Annotated in this window: 17 protein-coding genes; 6 read left to right on the top strand and 11 right to left on the bottom strand. The window is 39.5% G+C overall.

The window, feature by feature from the left end; all coding sequences use genetic code 11:
• The 4 genes from hemL to hemA all read right to left on the bottom strand — a co-directional run bounded on the left by hemL (position 1) and on the right by hemA (position 5,322).
• Complete coding sequence (hemL, locus tag ACSZOX_RS14570; protein ID WP_437920791.1) at positions 1-1,314, bottom strand: glutamate-1-semialdehyde 2,1-aminomutase; 1,314 nt, start codon at positions 1,312-1,314, stop codon at positions 1-3.
• Between the two features lie 35 nt (positions 1,315-1,349).
• On the bottom strand, positions 1,350-2,327 hold the full coding sequence (gene hemB, locus ACSZOX_RS14575; protein ID WP_437920792.1) for a porphobilinogen synthase: 978 nt from the start codon (positions 2,325-2,327) through the stop codon (positions 1,350-1,352).
• 54 nt (positions 2,328-2,381) lie between these two features.
• Positions 2,382-3,971 carry a hydroxymethylbilane synthase gene (gene hemC, locus ACSZOX_RS14580; RefSeq protein ID WP_437920793.1) on the bottom strand — a complete coding sequence of 530 codons (1,590 nt, stop codon included), beginning with the start codon at positions 3,969-3,971 and terminating at the stop codon, positions 2,382-2,384.
• Positions 3,972-4,080: 109 nt separating this feature from the next.
• Positions 4,081-5,322 (bottom strand): glutamyl-tRNA reductase, encoded by a 1,242-nt coding sequence (gene hemA, locus ACSZOX_RS14585; protein ID WP_437920794.1) that lies wholly within the window; start codon positions 5,320-5,322, stop codon positions 4,081-4,083.
• A gap of 287 nt (positions 5,323-5,609) precedes the next feature.
• Here hemA and ACSZOX_RS14590 point away from each other — a divergent pair, with 287 nt between their 5' ends.
• On the top strand, positions 5,610-6,050 hold the full coding sequence (locus tag ACSZOX_RS14590; protein WP_437920795.1) for a hypothetical protein: 441 nt from the start codon (positions 5,610-5,612) through the stop codon (positions 6,048-6,050).
• A 65-nt stretch (positions 6,051-6,115) separates the two neighbouring features.
• Here the strand turns inward: ACSZOX_RS14590 and ACSZOX_RS14595 are convergent, their stop codons facing one another.
• Genes ACSZOX_RS14595 through rbfA form a run of 4 tightly spaced genes read right to left on the bottom strand, consistent with a single transcriptional unit; the run spans position 6,116 to position 8,895 of the window.
• Positions 6,116-6,763, bottom strand: coding sequence for a hypothetical protein (locus ACSZOX_RS14595; RefSeq protein ID WP_437920796.1), 648 nt, complete (start codon positions 6,761-6,763; stop codon positions 6,116-6,118).
• A gap of 9 nt (positions 6,764-6,772) precedes the next feature.
• Entirely contained in the window at positions 6,773-7,852 is a 1,080-nt protein-coding gene (locus ACSZOX_RS14600) for an aminotransferase class V-fold PLP-dependent enzyme (protein ID WP_437920797.1), read from the bottom strand.
• Complete coding sequence (gene aat, locus ACSZOX_RS14605) at positions 7,842-8,498, bottom strand: leucyl/phenylalanyl-tRNA--protein transferase (RefSeq protein WP_437920798.1); 657 nt, start codon at positions 8,496-8,498, stop codon at positions 7,842-7,844. Before aat ends, ACSZOX_RS14600 begins: the two co-directional genes overlap by 11 nt.
• Positions 8,499-8,523: 25 nt before the next feature.
• Positions 8,524-8,895, bottom strand: coding sequence for a 30S ribosome-binding factor RbfA (gene rbfA, locus ACSZOX_RS14610; RefSeq protein ID WP_437920799.1), 372 nt, complete (start codon positions 8,893-8,895; stop codon positions 8,524-8,526).
• 569 nt (positions 8,896-9,464) lie between these two features.
• Between rbfA and argH the strand changes: the two genes are divergently transcribed.
• The gene (gene argH, locus ACSZOX_RS14615) at positions 9,465-10,808 is read left to right on the top strand and encodes an argininosuccinate lyase (RefSeq protein ID WP_437920800.1); all 1,344 of its coding nucleotides are present in this window, start codon (positions 9,465-9,467) and stop codon (positions 10,806-10,808) included.
• A gap of 58 nt (positions 10,809-10,866) precedes the next feature.
• Here argH and ACSZOX_RS14620 read toward each other — a convergent pair whose 3' ends face one another.
• On the bottom strand, positions 10,867-11,928 hold the full coding sequence (locus ACSZOX_RS14620; protein WP_437920801.1) for an aldose epimerase family protein: 1,062 nt from the start codon (positions 11,926-11,928) through the stop codon (positions 10,867-10,869).
• A gap of 188 nt (positions 11,929-12,116) precedes the next feature.
• On the opposite strand from ACSZOX_RS14620, the gene ACSZOX_RS14625 reads away from it, so the two are divergent.
• The 4 genes from ACSZOX_RS14625 (at position 12,117) to ACSZOX_RS14640 (ending at position 17,249) form a co-directional block, all read left to right on the top strand.
• Positions 12,117-13,463 (top strand): deoxyguanosinetriphosphate triphosphohydrolase, encoded by a 1,347-nt coding sequence (locus tag ACSZOX_RS14625; protein ID WP_437920802.1) that lies wholly within the window; start codon positions 12,117-12,119, stop codon positions 13,461-13,463.
• Between the two features lie 152 nt (positions 13,464-13,615).
• Complete coding sequence (locus ACSZOX_RS14630) at positions 13,616-15,727, top strand: DNA topoisomerase 3 (protein ID WP_437920803.1); 2,112 nt, start codon at positions 13,616-13,618, stop codon at positions 15,725-15,727.
• Between the two features lie 81 nt (positions 15,728-15,808).
• Positions 15,809-16,792: a hypothetical protein gene (locus tag ACSZOX_RS14635; RefSeq protein WP_437920804.1), complete on the top strand. Its 984-nt coding sequence runs from the start codon at positions 15,809-15,811 to the stop codon at positions 16,790-16,792.
• A gap of 37 nt (positions 16,793-16,829) precedes the next feature.
• A complete protein-coding gene (locus tag ACSZOX_RS14640) occupies positions 16,830-17,249 on the top strand; it encodes an energy transducer TonB (protein ID WP_437920805.1) in 420 nt (139 codons plus the stop codon).
• Between the two features lie 18 nt (positions 17,250-17,267).
• Here the strand turns inward: ACSZOX_RS14640 and lat are convergent, their stop codons facing one another.
• Both lat and amaB read right to left on the bottom strand, forming a co-directional pair.
• On the bottom strand, positions 17,268-18,566 hold the full coding sequence (gene lat / locus ACSZOX_RS14645; RefSeq protein WP_437920806.1) for an L-lysine 6-transaminase: 1,299 nt from the start codon (positions 18,564-18,566) through the stop codon (positions 17,268-17,270).
• Between the two features lie 11 nt (positions 18,567-18,577).
• Positions 18,578-20,107, bottom strand: a complete 1,530-nt coding sequence (gene amaB, locus ACSZOX_RS14650; protein WP_437920807.1) for an L-piperidine-6-carboxylate dehydrogenase — start codon at positions 20,105-20,107, stop codon at positions 18,578-18,580.
• Positions 20,108-20,316 lie beyond the last annotated feature (209 nt).

Below are 20,316 nucleotides of genomic sequence, written 5' to 3' on the forward strand. Positions count from 1 at the left end.
TTATTGAAAGACAATATCTAGTGCATGCTTAATTGCTTGGATAGTGATGTCAAGATCTTCCGTCGTATGTGCATCGGATATAAAGCCTACCTCATATCCAGATGGACCAAAATAGATGCCTTGATTGAGCAAAGCTCTATGCATAATCTTATAGCTTTCCATGGACTTAGGATCTATTTCTTCTGCCGTTTTAATACTTGTCTTATCTGTAAATGCGAACCAAAAGATAGAACCAATTGTGAAAATTTGAACCACATAGCCCTTTTCTTTGATATAGTTTTCTAATGTCTGAACGAAACCTCGTGTCTTCAGTTCTTGTTTTTCATAGAACCCTTCCTGTGCCAATAAGGTCAGTGCCGCAATTCCGGCAGCCATTGCTACAGGATTTCCTGAAAGAGTGCCCGCCTGATATACACCACCATCAGGTGAAATCTCCGCCATCAGTTCTTTCGATGCACCGTAAGCCCCCACAGGCATACCCCCACCAATGATTTTGCCATAGGTAATGATATCTGGTTGTATACCGTAGTAATGTGCAGCTCCTTGAAAACCTAAACGAAATCCCGTTATCACCTCATCAAAAATCAATAGGGAGCCATGATCTTTTGTTATTTTGCGCAAGAAATTCACATAGGCAGGATCTTGAATCAATAAGCCATTATTCGCAGGTACCCCCTCAATAATGACAGCCGCGATTTGATTGTCGAAGGTTTTAAATACTTCTTCAAGTGCTTTTGTATCATTCAATCCAATGACAATCGTTTCGTCAGCAAACGATTTAGGTACACCGGCCGACGATGTTTCTCCAAAAGTAACCAAGCCCGAACCTGCTTTTACCAATAAAGAATCGGAGTGTCCGTGGTAACATCCTTCGAATTTGACAATCTTATCTCGTTTGGTATAACCACGTGCTAATCGGATTGCTGACATGACTGCCTCCGTGCCCGAGCTCACAAAACGCAGCTTTTCAATATACTTGTTTTTACTTAGGATGAGATCGGCAAGCTGATTCTCCAACCGAGTAGGAGCACCAAAACTTAGACCATTCGGAAGCTGCTTAATAACAGCTTCGCGAATTTCATCATTATTATGTCCAAGAATGAGTGGACCCCAAGAACAACAAAAATCGATGAATTCGTTTCCATCAGCATCCCATATTCTAGATTTATCTCCTCGTTCGATAAAGAGAGGGGTGCCATATACCGATTTAAATGCGCGAACCGGAGAATTTACACCACCAGGGAAAAAGTTCTTCGCTGTTTCAAAAAGCGCTGCTGATTTTTCACGTGAAATATCTTGAAATTGTATTGCCATAATAGTATGCTTCTGCTCTTTACTGTTTTTAGTAATTATCCTTTTAACCAACCTTTTTCTAAAACTTCCTTGGCATGATAGGTGAGGATGGACGTTGCTCCTGCACGACGGAAGCTCATTAAAGTCTCCATAATTGCCCTTTCTTCGTGAAGCCAGCCGTTTTGTATGGCAGCCTTTAACATCGCATATTCTCCAGACACATTGTATGCAGCTATGGGCAAATCGAAATTATCGTGAAGTAATTTGATAATATCTAGGTAAGGTAAACCGGGTTTCACCATAAGGAAATCGGCCCCTTCTTCCATATCAAGTTGCGCTTCAATGAGTGCTTCCTTCGTATTCGCTGGATTCATCTGATAGGTTTTTTTATCACCCGCTTTAGGTGCTGAATTCAACGCATCACGAAATGGTCCGTAGAAAGCAGATGCATATTTTGCTGTGTAAGACATCAAGGATACATGCTTGAAGCCGTGGGAATCGAGCAATTCCCTGATGTATCCAATACGTCCATCCATCATATCGGAAGGTGCTATAATATCAGCCCCAGCTTCAGCGTGTGCTAAAGACATCTTACCCAATACTTCTAATGTTTCGTCATTTAGAATAACACCATTTTCCACAATGCCGTCATGCCCATCTGAGCTATATGGATCCATCGCTACATCCGTAACAACACAGGCTTCTGGAAAATTTTTCTTGACTTCCTCAATGGCACGCAAATAAAGACTGTCTTTCTTATAACTGATAGTTGCGTATTTATCCTTGAGCGACTCTTCGATATTTGGAAATAAATCGAAAGCCTTCAATCCCAATTTTAAGCATGATTCCACCTCACGAAGTAAGTTGTCTATGGAATAACGGTAAATCCCTGGCATGGACGACACCTCTGTCTTCTGTTGTTGCCCTTCCACGATAAACAAGGGAAATATGAGGTTTGCAGCAGACAGATGATTTTCTTGTATCATGTCTCGAATAACTGCTGATTTTCTATTTCTTCTTGGACGCTGTAACATAATTATATGTGCTTATTTAAATAAAAGGGAGCCTGAAAAGCTCCCTTGGATATGCTAATAATCTAATCCGAATATGGCTTCTGCCAATCCAATTTCATCAGGTGTAAAAGGAAGGGTATAGGAAAGTCCCATCGCTTCGATTGACTTTGCAGTAGAAAGGCCTATACAAATGATTTTTTGCCCCGGATCTACTAAATTATCGCGAAAATAGGCTTCAACATTACTTGGGCTAGTAAATATCAAAACATCCGCGTTAGACTTGTTTACTTCTGCCTCAAGTACAGTTTCGTAAATAGGCATGTCTATAACTGTTGTATTCGCTGTCAACGCCTGTTGGATAGACATTAACGAATCTTTTGCACGAGGAATAAAGACTGTTTGTCCGTCGACAAGTTTCGCAAACTCTTTCGCAATATCTTCTGTTTTTATTCCAAGATTATCGCCAGAAAAGTCTGCTATACGATCATATTTTCTTAATGCATCTTCAGAACCTCGGCCTAGAACCGCCAGTTTTGTCTTCTTAAGAATTAAAGGGTCTAATTTAAAGAAATGATCTATAGCATTTTTGCTATTAAAGAAAATCCAATCTGCGCGTTTTAAAATGAAAGAATCTAGCTTATTAATAATAGGGTAAATCCGAATTAATGATCGCGCATCGATGAGGATTTCATGTTTATTTAAATAGCGGGCTAAATAGGAACTCTCATCCAATTCGCGCGTAATGAATACACTGCTTGGAAGTTTGCGGTCGCTTTGAAATTTTGAAAAGATACGGTCTGCCATACCATCCGTTGTATCCGAATGTACATATAAACGGTCTGGGAAATCTTCGTTATCTTTTGCAATAGATGTCCATGCCTCAAATTTTCCTTCATTAGTTTCACGACAGTAACATCCTAGTGGAGCGTGACAACCAGCATCAAACATGTTTAATACTTTTCGTTCAACTTGAATGGTTGCAGCTACCTTTGTATCATGGATCGCTTGTAATACGGTAAACAGTTCCGAATCATTCTCCCGGATTTGTATGGCTAATACACCTTGTGCAGGCGCAGGAATAATTTCAATAGGAGCAATCTCCTCTATATGGAAATCCGATAAGTCCATTTCTATTCGGGCAACACCAGCTTTTGCCAATACAATTGCATCATATTGTTCGTCACGTAATTTCTGAATTCGCGTTTGTAAGTTTCCGCGTAGATCTGTAAATTCTAAATCGGGACGTAACGACAAAAGTTGGGCTTTCCGTCGGTTTGACGATGTGCCTACCGAAGCATTATGTTTTAAGGATAACCTCTTTTTGATATCTACACAATCCTTGTGAATAATTAAGAGTTCTGCAGGATCTTCCCTTTCGGATACCGCCGCAATAATAAGTCCTGGTGGATTGATCGTAGGGAGGTCTTTATGAGAGTGAACAGCAAGATCAATTTGTCCCTGAAGTAGCTCTTCCTCCAATTCCTTTGTGAAGAACCCTTTTCCTTCTAACTTATCCAAACGCAAGTGTTGTATAATATCTCCTTGTGTTTTGATAATTTTTAATTCAGATTCTACGCCGATTTCTGCAAGTCGAGCTTGAATAAAGTTTGCTTGCCACAGCGCGAGTTGACTGCCTCTAGTTCCAATAATAAGTTTTCTGTTCACTATAAGATGCCTTTATGGTTGAAAATGCCTACAAATTTAACCAAATAGTCATACAATCCCGACTGTATATGTCAGAATTCGGCTAAAATTTTGGAACAAATATGGGGGACTAATTAATTTCTGATTGCGAATTTTTAACCAAGATCTCTTTTGCCATAACCATGGGAACCTTAATGTATTTTTTCTCCATGTAGTTAATTACTTTTTCTAAGACTTCGCGCGCTTCTGGATCTAACTTTTCCACCTCCTGCGCAAATACTTCATTTAAGGCAAAGGATTTAATCGCTTTGATTTGTTCGGGAACTTCTCGCATAGCAACCTCTACACGACGTTGTTTCAACAAAGGCAGAAACTCTTGAATGTTCTCTTGGATAATTGCATCCGCGCTGCTTAACTCGTTGTAACGATCTTGTTTGTTCTTTTCTGCGATGGCTTGCAAGCTGCTTACCTCGATATATTGCACAGGAAACTGTGCAACCACCTCAGCATCTACGTCATTAGGAATAGCAAGATCTACGATTACTTTTTTATCCGTTTCGCCGTTCAAAAGCATCTGATAGAGATTAACGTCTATAATAGCTTCAGGCGATCCCGTACAGATAATCATCACATCAAACCCTTTTTTATAAGTGCCTAATGCAGAAAGCGGGTAGGCTTCGGCATTCAACTCCTTAGCCAATTTCTTCGCGTTATCAAGTGTTCTATTGAAAACAACAAAGTTAGAATGTTGATGCTTCTTTAGGTATTTAGCTAAATTCTGATTGGTTTCTCCCGAACCAATAACAAGAATCCTTGGGTTTTGAGGTAGCTTTGTTTCCTTAAGCTTACGATATGCTAAAGAAACAACTGAAATTGGGTTGCGAGAAATGTTGGTATAGGTATAAACTTCTTTTGCTGTCTTTACTAGACGATCCATTACCAAACGAAGGTAATCGCCCGTAAAACCAGCCTCACGACAACGTTCGTAAGCCCGACGTACCTGAGCTAAGATCTCCTTTTCTCCAACCACTAGACTCTCTAAAGAACAAGACATGCGGAACAAATGATTTAATGCATCCATTCCAGAATATCGTGTAACCTGTCCCAGATAGCACTGTAAGCGCTCCGCCGGCACACAAAAGTTCATTCTATGCATGAAGTCAGCAATAAACTCATTGCTTAGTTCATGTGCGCCACAGAATACAAATTCCACACGATTGCAAGTCGCTATATAAAAAATCTCTGGAATATCTAATGTATTCTTTAGGTTAATTAATCGATCTTCCAACGCTTCGTTGCAGATGACCAAATTCCCCAGGTCTTTTAATTCGACGTGTTTGTGGGTAAATGCTATAACTTTTAAATTCTTCAAAGCCTATCTTGCTCTATAATTTTCTCCTGCAAATGTAGACTAAAAGCAAGGGTTTTCTGTCAAAAATCTGTCAATAGGATGAATTTAGAATGATTTTAAATAATTTTAAATATTTTTTAATACGCTGTTTTATAGCTATTTAATTTGTTTTTGTGCAGCTTTGTGATTCCCGTCATTTTTGAAAGTAGCCAAATGTGATTATTGACATACTTTTTTCTTTATTTTTTTTCAAAAAAATAAAGAATATGTAAATAATTCCAAATCTTTGTGCAGTTAAATTTGACAATATGTATGTGCTAAGAAAACCACTGGCGATTTTTGGAATTTTGATTTCTGCTGCTTCTCCAATATTTCTTCCTTTTTTAAAGGTGCCGATCAAAGGAAATTGGAACCTATACCAAACAGACGTTGGGCTTTTTGCTATTACCTATGGATTATTAGGCTTATGTGTGTTTGCTTTTTTCTTGCGTAAAGTTTCTTTTTTTAGAATCTGTTCTCGGATCTATCTTGCTTGGTGTTTACTTGGGTTCGTAGCCGTTTACTTTAAAATTAACAACTATTTTGGGATGAAATTGGTCGATGGCCTTTTAGCCAAAACCTTGCATTTGAAATGGGGATGGTGTTTTCTCTTTTTAGGGGCATTTATACTTCTAATCGCAGTAAAAAAGCTGAAAACAGCGTCAGCATCCAACGGGTTGGAAACAAATACTGATGCGCAGCAAAGCTAAGCGTTATTAAGCAGGCTATCTTTTATACTGGTGAGAGCCAATATAGAAGATAGCCAATATTTTACCTATCGCCGATTTGGCCGGTGCGAAATAAAGTGGTCTTTTAGTTTATCTAAGCCAATGTTTTCCTCAGGCTTATCCAATTCGAACCGCCATACTTTTGCCTCCAACACCTCATCCATTTCTTTTGAGTTTATAAGATCTAATGGTTTTACCCGAAATTCTTTTTTTATAGGAGATGTCGCGGTATGCGCATCTGTACTATGACGTAGAATCTGAATATCAAAGTTCGGCCATTTTCCTACATTCGTGAAATTCGCTGAATAAAACTGAACAAAATCCCGTGAAAGAACTTTCTCAGCAAATAGACCATTCCGTTTGTTGCCATTGATATCACTAACCATAATCAGTAAGTCGTATGAGCTATGGTTTATGATATAGAACTTCGCCAAGCCGTCTTTTTGTTCCCCTTCTACGCCTAAATAAATACCACGTTCTACAAAGGGAAGGTTCGTCTGCGAGCGATTAGGCGTTTCTTCATCGTCATCCCGTTTCATGTTACCATGCACCAATGTTATTTTATTCAGCGGAACAGGTATCTCGAAGCCAGATTCATCTGTTACTCCCACCATATCGTTCTTTTGAAACGAGGTGATGTGTCCTTCAATAGGCTCATCCACAAAACGAACCAAATCACCAATTTTAAATTTCATATACTTGTGCTATTTGTGTTGATCAATTGTATTTAATAGATGTACAATATCTTCTTCTCCATTATAAAGATGTATTCCAATACGTATTCCCGTGCCTCTTGGAAAACATGCAATACCTTGCGACATAAGTTCGGGATAGCAGTTTGGGGATACTTGTATGTTTATCAGGGAAGATTTTACATGCCGTCCTTCAATCTCAGGTAATAATAATTTTCTGATACTGAGTTCTTGATGGGCGATTTCCGATAGATTGGCAATATGTTGCTGTATTTTCTGTAGACCTAAATCTTGAAGAAAAAGAAGAGATTGCTGCAAGGTGCCATGACTGAGTGTGTCCTGGTGTCCTGGTTCAAAAAAAGTCTGTAATATAGATTTGGAAGACCACATTGCTTCCTTGGGACGAGGTACATGTGCACTCTTTTTTGCTAATATTTCCTCCAATTCCTCTCCGACGATCATAAAGCCATTTCCATAGCCCGAAAGTAACCATTTATACCCACTTGCTCCGATAGCATCAAACCCTGAATTTTCAAAGTCAAAGAGCGACGTGCCTAGAAATTGGGTGCCATCAGCTATGATTATCAATTGAGGATTTTCTCTCTTCAGCTCTTTGATAAAATCTAGATCAATCTTCATCCCATTGATATACTGGACGACACTAAGGAGAAATACCGAAGGCTTGAATATGCGTATAGCTTCACGGATCGAATTTTCAAGATTGACGGTGAGATCTACCGCATAATAACTAAAACCACGATTGATTACTGGATAATTTAACGAAGGATAATCTTCATTAAGAAGTAGAAATCGAGTGTCGTCAGGCAACCTATCGATTAGGGTCGTAAAAGCAAATGAAAAATTCGGTGTGCAAAAAACGTTTCCCTTCGTGACATGGAACGTATTCTTGATCGTTGTTCGCACCTGCTGGATAAAGTCTGCTTGCTGATCTCGAAGTGATCCTTTTACATCAAAAAAAAGCTCCTCTCTTTCTAAACGCCATTGACGTATGTGCCGAGGGATAACACCGTTGCCTGGCGTGTTTAAGTAAGCAACAGTTTCTGGTATATCGAAGTATTCTTTAAAGGGCATGAGGTGTTATGTTTTGTTGCTGTAAAATTTCGTAATAAGTAGAGCCGGGGATAAATTTTGCCCCCAGCGAAGCTAGATGTGTTGTGTGTATCTGACAATCGATAAGCGAAAAATCAAATGATAAGCATAGATGTACGAAGGCAAGCTTGGATGCATTAGATACTTTTGAAAACATACTCTCTCCACAAAATACGCGACCAACTTGTATCCCATATAAGCCGCCAACAAGTTGACCTGTTTCGTCGTAGGTCTCTATGCTATGTGCATATCCTAACTCGAATAATCGGATGTAAGCCTGCTCCATATCGGCAGTGATCCATGTTCCATCTTGTCCGGCTCGCGGTGTAAGAGCGCACTGTTTGATAACTTCTGCAAAAGCTGTGTCGTGTTTAATTGTCAGCTTCGTGTTTCGCATAAATTGACGCATGCTTTTTCGCAACAGTAGCTCTTCCGGTTGGAGAACAAAACGCATTTTCGGCGCAAACCATAAAATTGGATCATCTTCCGAATACCAAGGAAAGATACCGTTTTCGTAAGCAAGAAGTAGACGCTCCGTAGAGAGATCGCCCCCTATGGCAAGCAAGCCATCTTCATCTGCGAGTGAAGGGTGGGGGAACACCAATTGGCTATCTAAAAGATAAGGCATAACCATGTGCAAAAAAAACCAGAAATTAATCTGGTTGTCTTGGCTCTTTACTTATTTCCTCAAACAATTTGTCCATGTGTTCTACATATTCATTCGTATCGTCTAAGAAAAATTCCAATTGAGGAACGATCCGGGCTTGATTTTTAATACGAATCCCCAGTTTATATCGAATCTCAGTTGCTTTATTTTGGATATTGACCAGATCGTCTTTCGCCGTTTTTGTATTTAGAAAACTTAAAAATACTCTTGCTATAGCAAGATCAGGAGTAACCCTTACTCTTGTTACCGTAATAAAGGCTCCAGGAGCCCAAATATTTCCTTCGCGTTGAAGAAGCTCGGCGAGATCCTGTTGAATTACACCTGCAAATCGTTGTTGTCTCTTACTTTCTGTTCCCATAGCAATTTATTTTAGATTCCTCCCGTGAAAAGGAGATAGCTATTATATACAAACAAAGGTACTAAATAAATAGGACTGCTTGCAAACATCCAATTATTGCTTCTGAAATACATAAAGAAAAAGCGTATCACAGGTCAGGATACGCTTCAGAACAAAATTAGTTTATAAATGGTTAGCTGTATTTCTTCAAGATTTAAGACCTTCGTCTATCAAATTTAGTTTGTTTAGCCTTGGTAAAATAAAGTGTAAGTATAAACTCACTTCTTTATTTTTGTCTCTTTCATTTCCCCTTTACGTTTACAAACATAGGGATATAAATTATTCATGCAAAGACTTTTTTTAAAAAAAAGTAAGTGGTCACTTTTTTAACACTTTTTCTTTCCTTCCTTTATTCGTGTATTGGGACTGAGGTCTTTATTCATGAACCGCGATGAATAAGCTGTAGAATGCAAAATCAAATTACCATTATTGTAAGAGAATCAATAAATTTGTCCTGCCTGTATCAAGAGATACGCTGTAAATAAATCAAAGAGAGAAAAGTTTACAGAATTTAGTAAAAGAACGACTTCATGAAAATTTGGCAAAAAAATATTGATGTAGATTCATTTGTTGAGACATTTACTGTTGGAAATGATAGATTAATGGATCTACATTTAGCTGCGGCTGATGTGTTAGGGTCCTTGGCCCATACACGGATGTTGAATAGTATTGGTCTTCTTACGGATGAAGACCTTGCTTCTGTTCAGCAGGAACTTAAAAACATCTATAAAGAAATTGGTGATCAGAATTTCACCATTGAAGATTCTGTGGAGGATGTGCATTCGCAGGTGGAGATGTTGTTAACCCAGCGTATAGGCGAAGCGGGTAAGAAGATACACGCAGGACGGTCCAGAAACGATCAGGTGTTAGTAGATCTTAAATTATATTTTCGAACGGAAATCCAACTTCTTGTAAGTAGGGTAGAGGGGCTTTTCAATAAGCTTATCGCGTTAAGTGAACAACACAAAAACGTACTTATTCCGGGATATACACACCTACAGATTGCAATGCCTTCATCGTTTGGCTTGTGGTTTGGAGCTTACGCAGAAAGTTTAGTCGATGATTTGGAAGTGTTAAAATCGGCGTGGAAAGTCTGTAATAAAAATCCACTAGGCTCTGCGGCAGGGTATGGTTCGTCTTTTCCTTTAAATAGAACGATGACAACACAATTGTTGGGATTTGATGATCTAAATTACAATGTCGTTTATGCACAAATGGGGCGTGGAAAAACAGAACGTATCTTAGCGCAAGGGATGAGTGCAATTGCAGCAACATTAGCAAAATTCGCTATGGATGTGTGTCTGTTTATCAACCAAAACTTTGGTTTTATTTCTTTTCCAGCACATTTAACAACCGGTTCTAGTATTATGCCTCATAAGAAAAATCCGGACGTATTTGAACTCATCCGCTCGAGATGCAATAAGATTCAAGCCCTACCCAATGAAATCGCCTTAATGACGACAAATCTTCCCTCGGGTTACCATCGTGATTTGCAGTTATTGAAAGAAAATCTTTTTCCCGCTTTTCAATCTCTAGGCGACTGTCTGGATATTGCTACTTTTATGTTAGATCATATCACCGTAAAAGAAAATATCCTGAACGATGCTAAGTACGATTATTTATTTAGTGTGGAGGTGGTCAACGCTGAAGTATTGGAGGGGATTCCATTTCGTGAAGCTTATCGTAATATAGGTGCAGCCATTGAAAATGGTACCTTCAAGCCTTTAAAAGAAGTGTTTCATACGCATGAAGGAAGCATTGGAAATTTGTGCAATCAAGAGATTGATCGAATGTTCAAGGAAGTTAAATCTTCCTTCCGCTTTGATAAAGTTGAAACTGCATTGGAAGCATTGTTGGCAGAGGATACGAAATAGTGCAACAGACTATATGACGAATTAAACAAAAGAGGAGATCAATGATCTCCTCTTTTGTTTAATTATCTTTTTTTACAGAAAAGCGATAGATGGTTTTTGATTCAAACAAGGTGCCTGGCTCCAATACAACCGATGGGAATTCTGGCTTATTGGGGCTGTCAGGGTAGTGTTGTGTTTCAAAACAAAATGCTGTGCGAGAGGCATATTTTCCACCCGATTTACCGGTGTCTATCCCAGAAAGGAAATTTGCGGTGTAAAGGTGTACTCCAGGTTCAGTGGTAAGTACATCGAGCTGTATGCCAGAAAGAGCCGAGTAGGCGGTAGCGGCAGGCAAAGAAAATGGCTGAGTATTGATGTAGGTGTGGTCATAGCCATTGCCTAGTTCCAGTTGTTTTTCTTCGTTAGCTATAGATTCTACTATTTTTTTTGGCGTTCGGAAGTCAAAGGCACTACCGTCAACAGGGCTGTGTACGCCCAAAGGAATTTGATTTTCGTCCATGGCAAGATAATGATCAGACGGTATGTGCAAAATATGTTGCAAAACATCGCTATGGCCTTCCCCGTTTAGGTTGAAGTAAGCATGATTTGTTAGATTGATAACCGTCTTTTTGTCGGTCTCTGCATGGTAAGTGATGATGATTTCATTCGATTCAGTCAATTCATAGGAAACATTAACCTTGAGATTTCCCGGAAATCCTTCTTCACCGTCTTTAGATACATAATAAAAAGTGATTTTTTTCTCGAGGGAGACTTGCCTATCCCAAACTTTCGTATGAAAGCCTACGCCTCCGTGCAAACAATTGCTGCCATTGTTTTGGGGTAGGGTATAAGACTCATTATCCAGTTGAAAGCTTCCCTTTCCGATGCGGTTAGCAAAGCGCCCAATAGTGGCTCCATGATATTGTTCATCTGCTTGCAGATAAGTTTCAATGTTGTTAAAACCAAGTACAACATCCCGCAAGTCACCAAATTGATCGGGCACAAGAATGCTGACAATGCGAGCACCATAATCGGTAAAGGCAACTTGCATGCCCGTTCTATTTTTTAGAATAATAAGATGTGTATTCTTTCCCTCGATCTTGTGTTCAAAGTCTTGCGGGTTAGGTAGTTTGTATGTCATTTCCTTATAGATCTATTTGAAGCTATAAACTTAGATAATTTGCTTTTTTTATACAAACATATTCAACCTTATCTTTATCAACGTAAACTATAGGAGAAATACACGATATTGCGAAGAAGCTAAATAGGATTATATTGCATATCAAAGTGAATTTAATTAGGTTTGCACAAAGAAAACTTACTTTTTACATGAATTGGAAACAATTGCTTTCTGCTAAGCGATGGGGATATGAGCACCGCGAGGTTAATGATTATTTAGATGCACGCTCCGAGTTTCAACGCGATTACGATAGACTCATTTTTTCATCACCTTTTAGAAGGCTTCAAAATAAAACGCAAGTATTCCCGCTGCCAGGAGCTGTTTTTGTGCATAATCGCTTAACACATAGCTTGGAAGTAGCTAGTGTGGGAAGATCGTTGGGCCGATTGTTCTACAACTTAATGAAGAAAGAAGATCCTCATATTGATGACACTTGCCCTTTTTTGCAGGAGGTGGGAAATATTGTGTCAGCGGCCTGCTTATCTCATGATCTGGGGAATCCCGCTTTCGGACATTCTGGAGAAGCGGCTATATCATCCTATTTTACGGAGGGTGACGGTCGTAAATATCAGGAGCAGGTTTCTTCTCAGCAGTGGGCAGATTTAACACATTTTGAAGGAAATGCGAATGCACTACGTATTTTGACACATCCATTTAATGGAAAGGACGAAAAAGGATATGCGCTGACGTATTCCACGTTAGCATCTATAGTAAAATACCCTTGCGCAGCTATTGACGGCCATATCAAAGGAAACCACCACCGAAAAAAATATGGTTTTTTTGAATGTGAAACGGAAGCCTTCGAACGTATTGCAAAGGAATTAGGATTAGCAAAAGATCCTACAAATCCAAATGGCTATCTTCGTCATCCTTTAGTTTATCTGGTAGAAGCAGCCGATGATATTTGTTACAATATCATTGACCTTGAAGATGCCCATCATTTGAAAATTCTTTCTTACCATCAGGTTGAGGAGCTTTTGTTACCACTTTGTGGAGGAGAAGATCTTCGAAAAAGATTAGATGGTTTAACGGATGCTGGAAGTAGGGTCGAATTGTTGCGCGCGAAAGCTATTAACACCTTAATACACGCCTGTGCAGAGGTTTTTGCAAGGAATCAGGATCAGTTTTTAGCAGGAACCTTCGGAAGTGCCTTGATTGACGCCTTAGATGAACCGATTGTGCAGCAGATGAAAAAAATATCAAAGATATCGGTCGCACAGATTTATAATGCACCCACAGTCGTCCAAATCGAAATTGCAGGTTATAAAGTAATGAATGCTTTGTTGGAAGAGTTTATTCCAGCCTATTTGAAGACAAATAAAACGATGTTTGATAAAAAGCTGGTTGCCATGATCCCGGAGCAGTTTCATACCGAAAAAACAGATGCCTATGGAAAAATCAGAGCAGTGCTAGATTTCGTATCGGGAATGACTGACATATATGCGATAGACCTGTATCGAAAAATCAAGGGGATATCAATTCCTTCATTAGATTAAGAAAGAAAAATAAAAAAACGGGGTAGAAAATAGATTAATCGTCATGCTGTTTTGGCATGTGCCAGAATTGTTCGCCATGAACTGGATCGGTGCGCTCATTTTGCTGGGATGATTTTTTTTCTCAAATACCCTTCGAAAATTAAAATTGCTGGATGAAAGTTGTGATCGCGGAAAAGCCTTCCGTAGCAAGAGATTTAGCGCGTGTGATGGGCGCAAAAGAAGTGAAAGATGGTTATATCACAGGCAATGGCTATGCTTTTACCTACGCCTTCGGGCACCTTGTACAATTATGTACCCCACAGGCCTACGGTTACGCGACATGGTCGGTAGGTAATTTGCCGATAATCCCCAAAGAGTTTCGTCTGGAAGCGAAAAAAGTAAAAAGAGATGGTAAGCAAATCGACGATGCCGGGGCGGTTAAGCAGTTGAATACAATAAAAAGGCTTCTGGAAGAAGCTGAGGAAATTATTGTGGCAACCGATGCGGGACGGGAAGGCGAATTGATTTTCAGGAATATTTACTATTTTCTGAATGTCAATATTCCTTTTAAACGTCTTTGGATATCTTCTCAAACTGATAAAGCCATAAAAGAGGGCTTTGCGAACCTTAAAGAAGGCACAGAATACGACAGTTTGTATATGTCTGCTCGATCGCGATCTGAATCTGATTGGTTAATAGGTATTAATGCAACGCAAGCGTTGACGCTTGCTGCTGGAAATAAAGGTTTGCTTTCTTTAGGGCGCGTTCAGACACCGACATTGGCAATGATTTGTTCTCGTTACCTGGAGAATAAAGATTTTAAACCCACGGCGTTTTATAAAATTCAAGCTAGTTTCGAAAAGGATAACATTAAGTTCAAGGCAACCTCCAGCAAGATCGATAAAAAAGAGGACGCGGAGCAAACCGTAGCAAAAATCACGGTAGGTTCTCAAGCTAAAGTGGTGAAGGTCGAGGCCAAAGAAACGAAAGAACCACCGCCACTTCTTTTTGATTTGACGTCTCTTCAGCAGGATGCCAACAAAAAGTATGGTTATTCTGCAGATCAAACCCTTAGTATTGCGCAAACCTTATACGAAAAGAAGGTCATCACTTATCCCCGTACAGGTTCAAGATACATTGGAGAGGATGTGTTTGAAACGATTGCTGATTTATTTCAGCATTTGGCAGATACCGCTGATGAAAGTATTGCTGCGATTAGTAAAAATCTTATCGGCGCAACCTTGAATAAGCGTTCGGTAGATGATAAAAAGGTAACGGATCACCACGCTCTACTCGTAACCGACGAGAAACCAGGACCTATGTTGAAAGAGCAACAACATATTTATAATATGATTGCAAAGCGTATGGTCGAGAGTTTTTCGGAAGTTTGCCTCAAAGACATAACGACGGTAACTATTGATGCACATGGTGTAGAACTTATTGCCAAAGGAACAGTAATTAGACAATACGGGTGGCGTTTGTCGGCGGATCAGGTAGAAATGCCGGATGAAGATAAAAATACGGATGACCAGGATAATGAAAATGCGCAATTACCCAAGCTTACAGCTGAGGAATGGTTGGAAATACTGGCTTTAGAGTTGGCCGAACGGTTCACGAAAGCTAGGCCAATTCATACAGAGGCTTCTCTTCTAAAAGCTATGGAGACTTCTGGAAAGGAAATTGAAGATGATGAGATGCGTCAAGCCATGAAGGACTGTGGTTTGGGGACTCCAGCTACACGTGCGGCGACAATTGAAACGTTATTCCAAAGAGATTATATAAAACGCGATAAAAAGAAACTTATCCCTACCGAGAAAGGGCTAGCCGTTTACCAATTGGTGAAAGATCGGTCAATAGCAAAAGTTACGTTGACCGGTAAATGGGAGCAAAAATTGGAAGAAATGCGTGGACATCAAGTTTCTTATGATGTTTTTATGAAACACATAAAAGACTATACTGTTAAAATTACGAAAGAGCTTTTGCAACTGCGTGTAGCTATTCAAACGGAAGAGATTAAACCGCTTCAAAAAGGGAAAATAAAATGCCCGAAATGTGAAAAAGGCCATGTTCAGCTGTATGATAAAGTTGCACAATGTGATTTGTATGCCCGTGGTTGTGATTTTAAAATTTGGCGTACACTAAATGGCGTTTTTCTGGAAGAGAAAGAAATGAAGAATTTGCTAGAGAAAGGAAAGACATCCGTGCTTAAAAATGTGAAAACAACCGACGGAAAGATAGTAGAATCTGCTTTGCTCTTCAAAGACTTTAAGGTTGTTGTTGCCTAGCAAAAAAGGATTTGTCAACTATCTGCTAAATTTACTTCTTGCTAACAAAGTGGTACTTCAAAAGCGATATCTTTGCTGCCTATGGTAACAAAACTTTACAATCCTTTTTTAGATTTTAAATTCAATAATGAAACCTGTTTTTTGTCTGGTGTTCCACTAAGGTCTCAAGAAGAACAAATTCAGGTTTTTCCATTATGGATGATGCAAGCATTCAATTTGGAAGAACAGCTTCTAAAAATGTTGGATGAAAGCGTGGTTACCTACAAGTCCCTGAAACTTCCTTGTTCTGTAGAAACAGCGAGCCTAATAGAGAAGTTGGAGCTGGATGTCGAAAATGCGATGAAAAGCGGGTACCAAGCGGTCAAGGCTCTTCCTCAGGTCACGTTGTTTCAGTGGGTCGCCAAAATTTTATATGGCGTAGTTTTCAATGAAATTCAAGCGGGGATTAAACAAGCATTCCTTACCGGAGAAGAAATGAATTTCTCCCAGGGATTGGCGCATAAATTTAGGAATCTTCATTTTATGTTGCAATCTCTTCGATCTCCGCTAGAATTTGAGCACAGAAATCCCTTTAGCATATTGATCTTACCTGTAGATAATCATACAGAAACATTTAATTACCGAGATGAGATCAATACCTTGGTGTTTTCTTTTCGTATGAACGACTTCGCGTTAATTGCAACGCTGCAGGATAATGGGACAAATGCAATATACCACGAAGATATCTTGAAAACAATAGAGGGTAAACGATTGCACCCTATCCAATTCGAAGAGGTATGCGCCCGTTACTTCTATTCTGCCTACCTCTTTAATCGATTGCCAGAGTATACCTATATGGAGACTCCTCAAAAAATATACGTGGAACCAATGCCCTTAAACGATTGGACATTGAAGCCTATCTTTGACAATTGGCAGGTAAAGACCTATGGACAGGTGCTAGAAAATTTTTGGAAACCCTGGGGTTTTACGCTATTTGAAATCATCAAAGATCCAGAAAACCCGATGAGTTTCTTGTTAAACAAAGAGGGCAACTTTATCGATGCCATAGATTTGCCTAAGGCATAGTTATTGCTGTACTTTGAGTAAGCCAAAATATAAATGAATGAGATTCTTACTCGCATGTACGTTTTCAATATTCCTGTTTACTTCATTGTCGGCGCAGACAAAAGTGGATTCTTTGCTATGGAATACAGTAGATGTACGTCCTCAGTTTCGTGGCGGAATTAAAAGTTGGAACAGATTTCTTCAGCAAAATCTGAACCTTAGAAATTTGGTCAATGACATGGATAGCACAAGCTACGTTGATTATGGCCTCCGGCAGACAGCTCTGTTGGAGTTTACCGTATGTGAGGATGGCAAAGTGTGTGATGTTGATATTACAAATAAAGATAACATTAGTCCCTTGTTTGCTGAAGAGGCTTTACGATTGATGAAAAAATCTCCTAAATGGATTCCTGGAACGAAAGATGGAAAAGCGGTCCGAACGCGATTTAAGCAGTCGATAACCGCTGAGTTAAATTAGGCCATTCTAATCTCCATATTATCGTTTTTCCTTTAATAAAGATCTAATGATAAGCATAGCTTGGTCAATTTCTTCTTTTCCGACAGTTAAGTGTGGTCTAAATCTAATGCTTTTCTCTCCACAACCCAATAAGATCAGTTTACGGTCAAGCGCATTGTTAATAAAGCTGTCGCGTTCCATTGTTATTTCAAAATCAAAAGCCACCATAAGTCCCATTCCTCTTGGATTAGATAGAAAATCGTAATCATCTACTAGTGTTTCTACTGCCCGAAGTAAATAATTTCCTGTTTTTTCTGCGTTCTCGACAAGCCTTTCTTGTTCTATGATTTCAAGAATCAATTTAAAGCGAAGAAGGTCGGTAAAGTCGCCCCCAAAAGTCGAATTAATACGACTAGATTCCTTAAAAACATGCTGCTCTACACGATCAAATTTAGATCGGTTTGCTAAGATTCCACATACTTGTGTCTTTTTGCCAAACGCTATGATATCAGGGATGATGTCAAAATGTGAATAAGCCCACATTTTTCCAGTCATACCCAATCCAGTCTGTACTTCATCGAGGATAAGTAAGATTTCGTGACGGTCACAGATCGCTCGGAGTTTTTGGAAAAACTCCTTTCGAAACTGATTATCTCCTCCTTCGGACTGTATGGGTTCTATAATAATACACGCGATCTCATCTGGATGTTGCACTAGGCTTTTTTCTATCTGCTGGATAGCGATATCTTCCTGCGTAATCGTATCTCTCAAATTTTCTTCTGTTACAGGAAAATAAAGTTTAGGGTTCAGGATTCTTGGCCAATCGAATTTTGGAAAATACATATATTTTCTAGGGTCTGCGGTATTGGTTAGCGACAAGGTGTAGCCGGATCGCCCATGAAAAGCCTGTTTAAAATGAATGACTTGTGAAGCTTCTTTATCGATCTTCTTTGTCATGTTCAGCCTTGTTTTCCAATCGAAAGCAGCTTTTAGTGCATTTTCTACCGCCAATGCTCCGCCGGAAATAAAAAAGCAGTATGATAATGCTGTCGGAATGGCTACCCGTTCAAATGTTTCAAGGATTTCTCCATATTGATAGGGATAAGCGTCTGAAAGCGCAGGTTTATGTATAGACATTTTTCCCAACCAATCTGCATGTGCTAAAAGATAGGGGTGATTGTATCCAATTGGGGAGGAAGCAAACATGGAAAACATATCGAGAAATTCGTCTCCATTTGTATCTCTGATATAGGAACCATGGGAATTGGCAAGATCGAACTCGATAGGGAGGCCATCTGCGAGAAGGTGCTTTGATAATAATTTATGAAGAGTTCTCATGTCAGCTATTTTTACAAATTGAATATTATTCCTTGCGCAAGTGGCAATTCGGTGCTGTAGTTTATGGTGTTCGTTTGGCGTCTCATATATGCTTTCCAAGCGTCTGAACCAGATTCCCGTCCTCCTCCTGTCTCTTTTTCACCTCCAAATGCGCCGCCAATTTCAGCTCCCGATGTTCCTATATTAACGTTGGCAATACCACAATCTGACCCATTATGACTTAGAAATAATTCCGACTCTCGAATATTTGTTGTCATGATAGCTGAAGATAATCCTTGGGGAACAGTATTCTGTAATGTGATGGCTTGAGAAACCTCCCCTTTATACTTAATGAGATAGAGAATAGGCGCAAAGGTTTCTTTTTGAACAATCTCATAGTGATTCTCTACCTCAGCGATTGTCGGTTTAACATAGCAGTTGCTTTCGTATTCTTGACCTTCCAAGAGGCCTCCTTCAATCAAGAAAGTGCCTCCGGCCTGTTCGATTTCTTTCAACGCTGTCAAATAGCTACTGACAGCCTCGTTATCGATTAGCGGACCTACATGGTTCTCGCTATTTAGAGGGTTGCCTATTTTTAGTTGGCCATACGCTTTTTGAAGTAGCAATTTTACCTCTTCATAGATATCCTCGTGTACAATAAGTCGTCTTGTACTCGTGCATCGCTGACCAGCTGTGCCTACAGCTCCGAATACGGCCGCTATAATTGTTGTTTTTAGATCGGCATAAGGTGTTATAATGATCGCGTTGTTTCCGCCAAGTTCGAGTATAGTCTTACCGAGACGTGATGCTACTGTTGTAGCGACTTGTTTCCCCATACCTGTTGAACCGGTTGCTGATATAAGAGCGATGCGGTGGTCTTCCGTAAGCCATTTTCCAACTTGGGCATCGCCTGTTATTAGATTTGAAATGCCTTCAGGAAGTTTATTTTCGGCTAATACCTCGGCTAGGATGCGTTGACAAGCTATTGCACAGAGAGGGGTTTTTTCACTTCCCTTCCAAATAATTACATTACCACAAATCAGAGCCAAACTAGCGTTCCAAGACCATACAGCCACAGGGAAGTTGAATGCAGAAATAATTCCAACAATACCAAGTGGATGATACTGTTCATACATTCGGTGAGATGGTCTTTCTGAATGCATGGTCAGACCATAGAGTTGACGAGAAAGACCCGTTGCAAAATCACAAATGTCGATCATTTCTTGTACTTCACCTAGTCCTTCTTGGTAAGATTTCCCCATCTCATACGAAACCAATTTCCCAAGGGAGTTTTTGTTTTTTCTTAACTTTTCACCTAATTGACGTACGATTTCGCCTCGTTTTGGCGATGGAATGTTAGCCCAGAGAGATTGTGCAGCTTTTGCTTTTTCCATAACAAAGTCATAGTCTTGCTTGTCGGTTGTTGTAATCTCTCTGATTGTTCGCCCGTCAACGGGAGAGGAGGTTAAGATCTTGTCTCCATGACCAAGCCACTGTGCGCCGGTGGATGTGCCTAGGACATCTTGGTAAATGCCGAAATTTTGAAGTTCTGCTTCTATCATAAAATATTGGTTTATTAAATTCTTTTGTTTTATAAAAATAATGAATTTTATTTTATTTTTTAATCATTATTATGATTATTGTTTGCTTTTGATGTTTTTCTTTTTTCTAATTATTAACGTTCTATTTAGTGTTATTTAAGTTCGGTGTTAACAGGGGTTTTATAGGGGTATAGTAGGGGGTTAATAGGGGGTTAGTAGGGGTCATACCC

The organism is Sphingobacterium sp. LRF_L2, from assembly GCF_965644235.1.
Taxonomy (GTDB): Bacteria; Bacteroidota; Bacteroidia; order Sphingobacteriales; family Sphingobacteriaceae; genus Sphingobacterium.

What these genes read in the sequence shown, in the direction of transcription:
- hemB (WP_437920792.1), bottom strand. Translation starts at nt 2,327, where the DNA reads ATGTTACAGCGTCCAAGAAGAAATAGAAAATCAGCAGTTATTCGAGAC.
- ACSZOX_RS14620 (WP_437920801.1), bottom strand. Translation starts at nt 11,928, where the DNA reads ATGACATACAAACTACCTAACCCGCAAGACTTTGAACACAAGATCGAG.
- aat (WP_437920798.1), bottom strand. Translation starts at nt 8,498, where the DNA reads ATGCCTTATCTTTTAGATAGCCAATTGGTGTTCCCCCACCCTTCACTC.
- ACSZOX_RS14640 (WP_437920805.1), top strand. Translation starts at nt 16,830, where the DNA reads ATGAGATTCTTACTCGCATGTACGTTTTCAATATTCCTGTTTACTTCA.
- ACSZOX_RS14590 (WP_437920795.1), top strand. Translation starts at nt 5,610, where the DNA reads ATGTATGTGCTAAGAAAACCACTGGCGATTTTTGGAATTTTGATTTCT.
- ACSZOX_RS14630 (WP_437920803.1), top strand. Translation starts at nt 13,616, where the DNA reads ATGAAAGTTGTGATCGCGGAAAAGCCTTCCGTAGCAAGAGATTTAGCG.
- ACSZOX_RS14600 (WP_437920797.1), bottom strand. Translation starts at nt 7,852, where the DNA reads ATGCCCTTTAAAGAATACTTCGATATACCAGAAACTGTTGCTTACTTA.
- ACSZOX_RS14635 (WP_437920804.1), top strand. Translation starts at nt 15,809, where the DNA reads ATGGTAACAAAACTTTACAATCCTTTTTTAGATTTTAAATTCAATAAT.
- amaB (WP_437920807.1), bottom strand. Translation starts at nt 20,107, where the DNA reads ATGATAGAAGCAGAACTTCAAAATTTCGGCATTTACCAAGATGTCCTA.
- argH (WP_437920800.1), top strand. Translation starts at nt 9,465, where the DNA reads ATGAAAATTTGGCAAAAAAATATTGATGTAGATTCATTTGTTGAGACA.
- lat (WP_437920806.1), bottom strand. Translation starts at nt 18,566, where the DNA reads ATGAGAACTCTTCATAAATTATTATCAAAGCACCTTCTCGCAGATGGC.
- rbfA (WP_437920799.1), bottom strand. Translation starts at nt 8,895, where the DNA reads ATGGGAACAGAAAGTAAGAGACAACAACGATTTGCAGGTGTAATTCAA.
- ACSZOX_RS14595 (WP_437920796.1), bottom strand. Translation starts at nt 6,763, where the DNA reads ATGAAATTTAAAATTGGTGATTTGGTTCGTTTTGTGGATGAGCCTATT.
- hemL (WP_437920791.1), bottom strand. Translation starts at nt 1,314, where the DNA reads ATGGCAATACAATTTCAAGATATTTCACGTGAAAAATCAGCAGCGCTT.
- ACSZOX_RS14625 (WP_437920802.1), top strand. Translation starts at nt 12,117, where the DNA reads ATGAATTGGAAACAATTGCTTTCTGCTAAGCGATGGGGATATGAGCAC.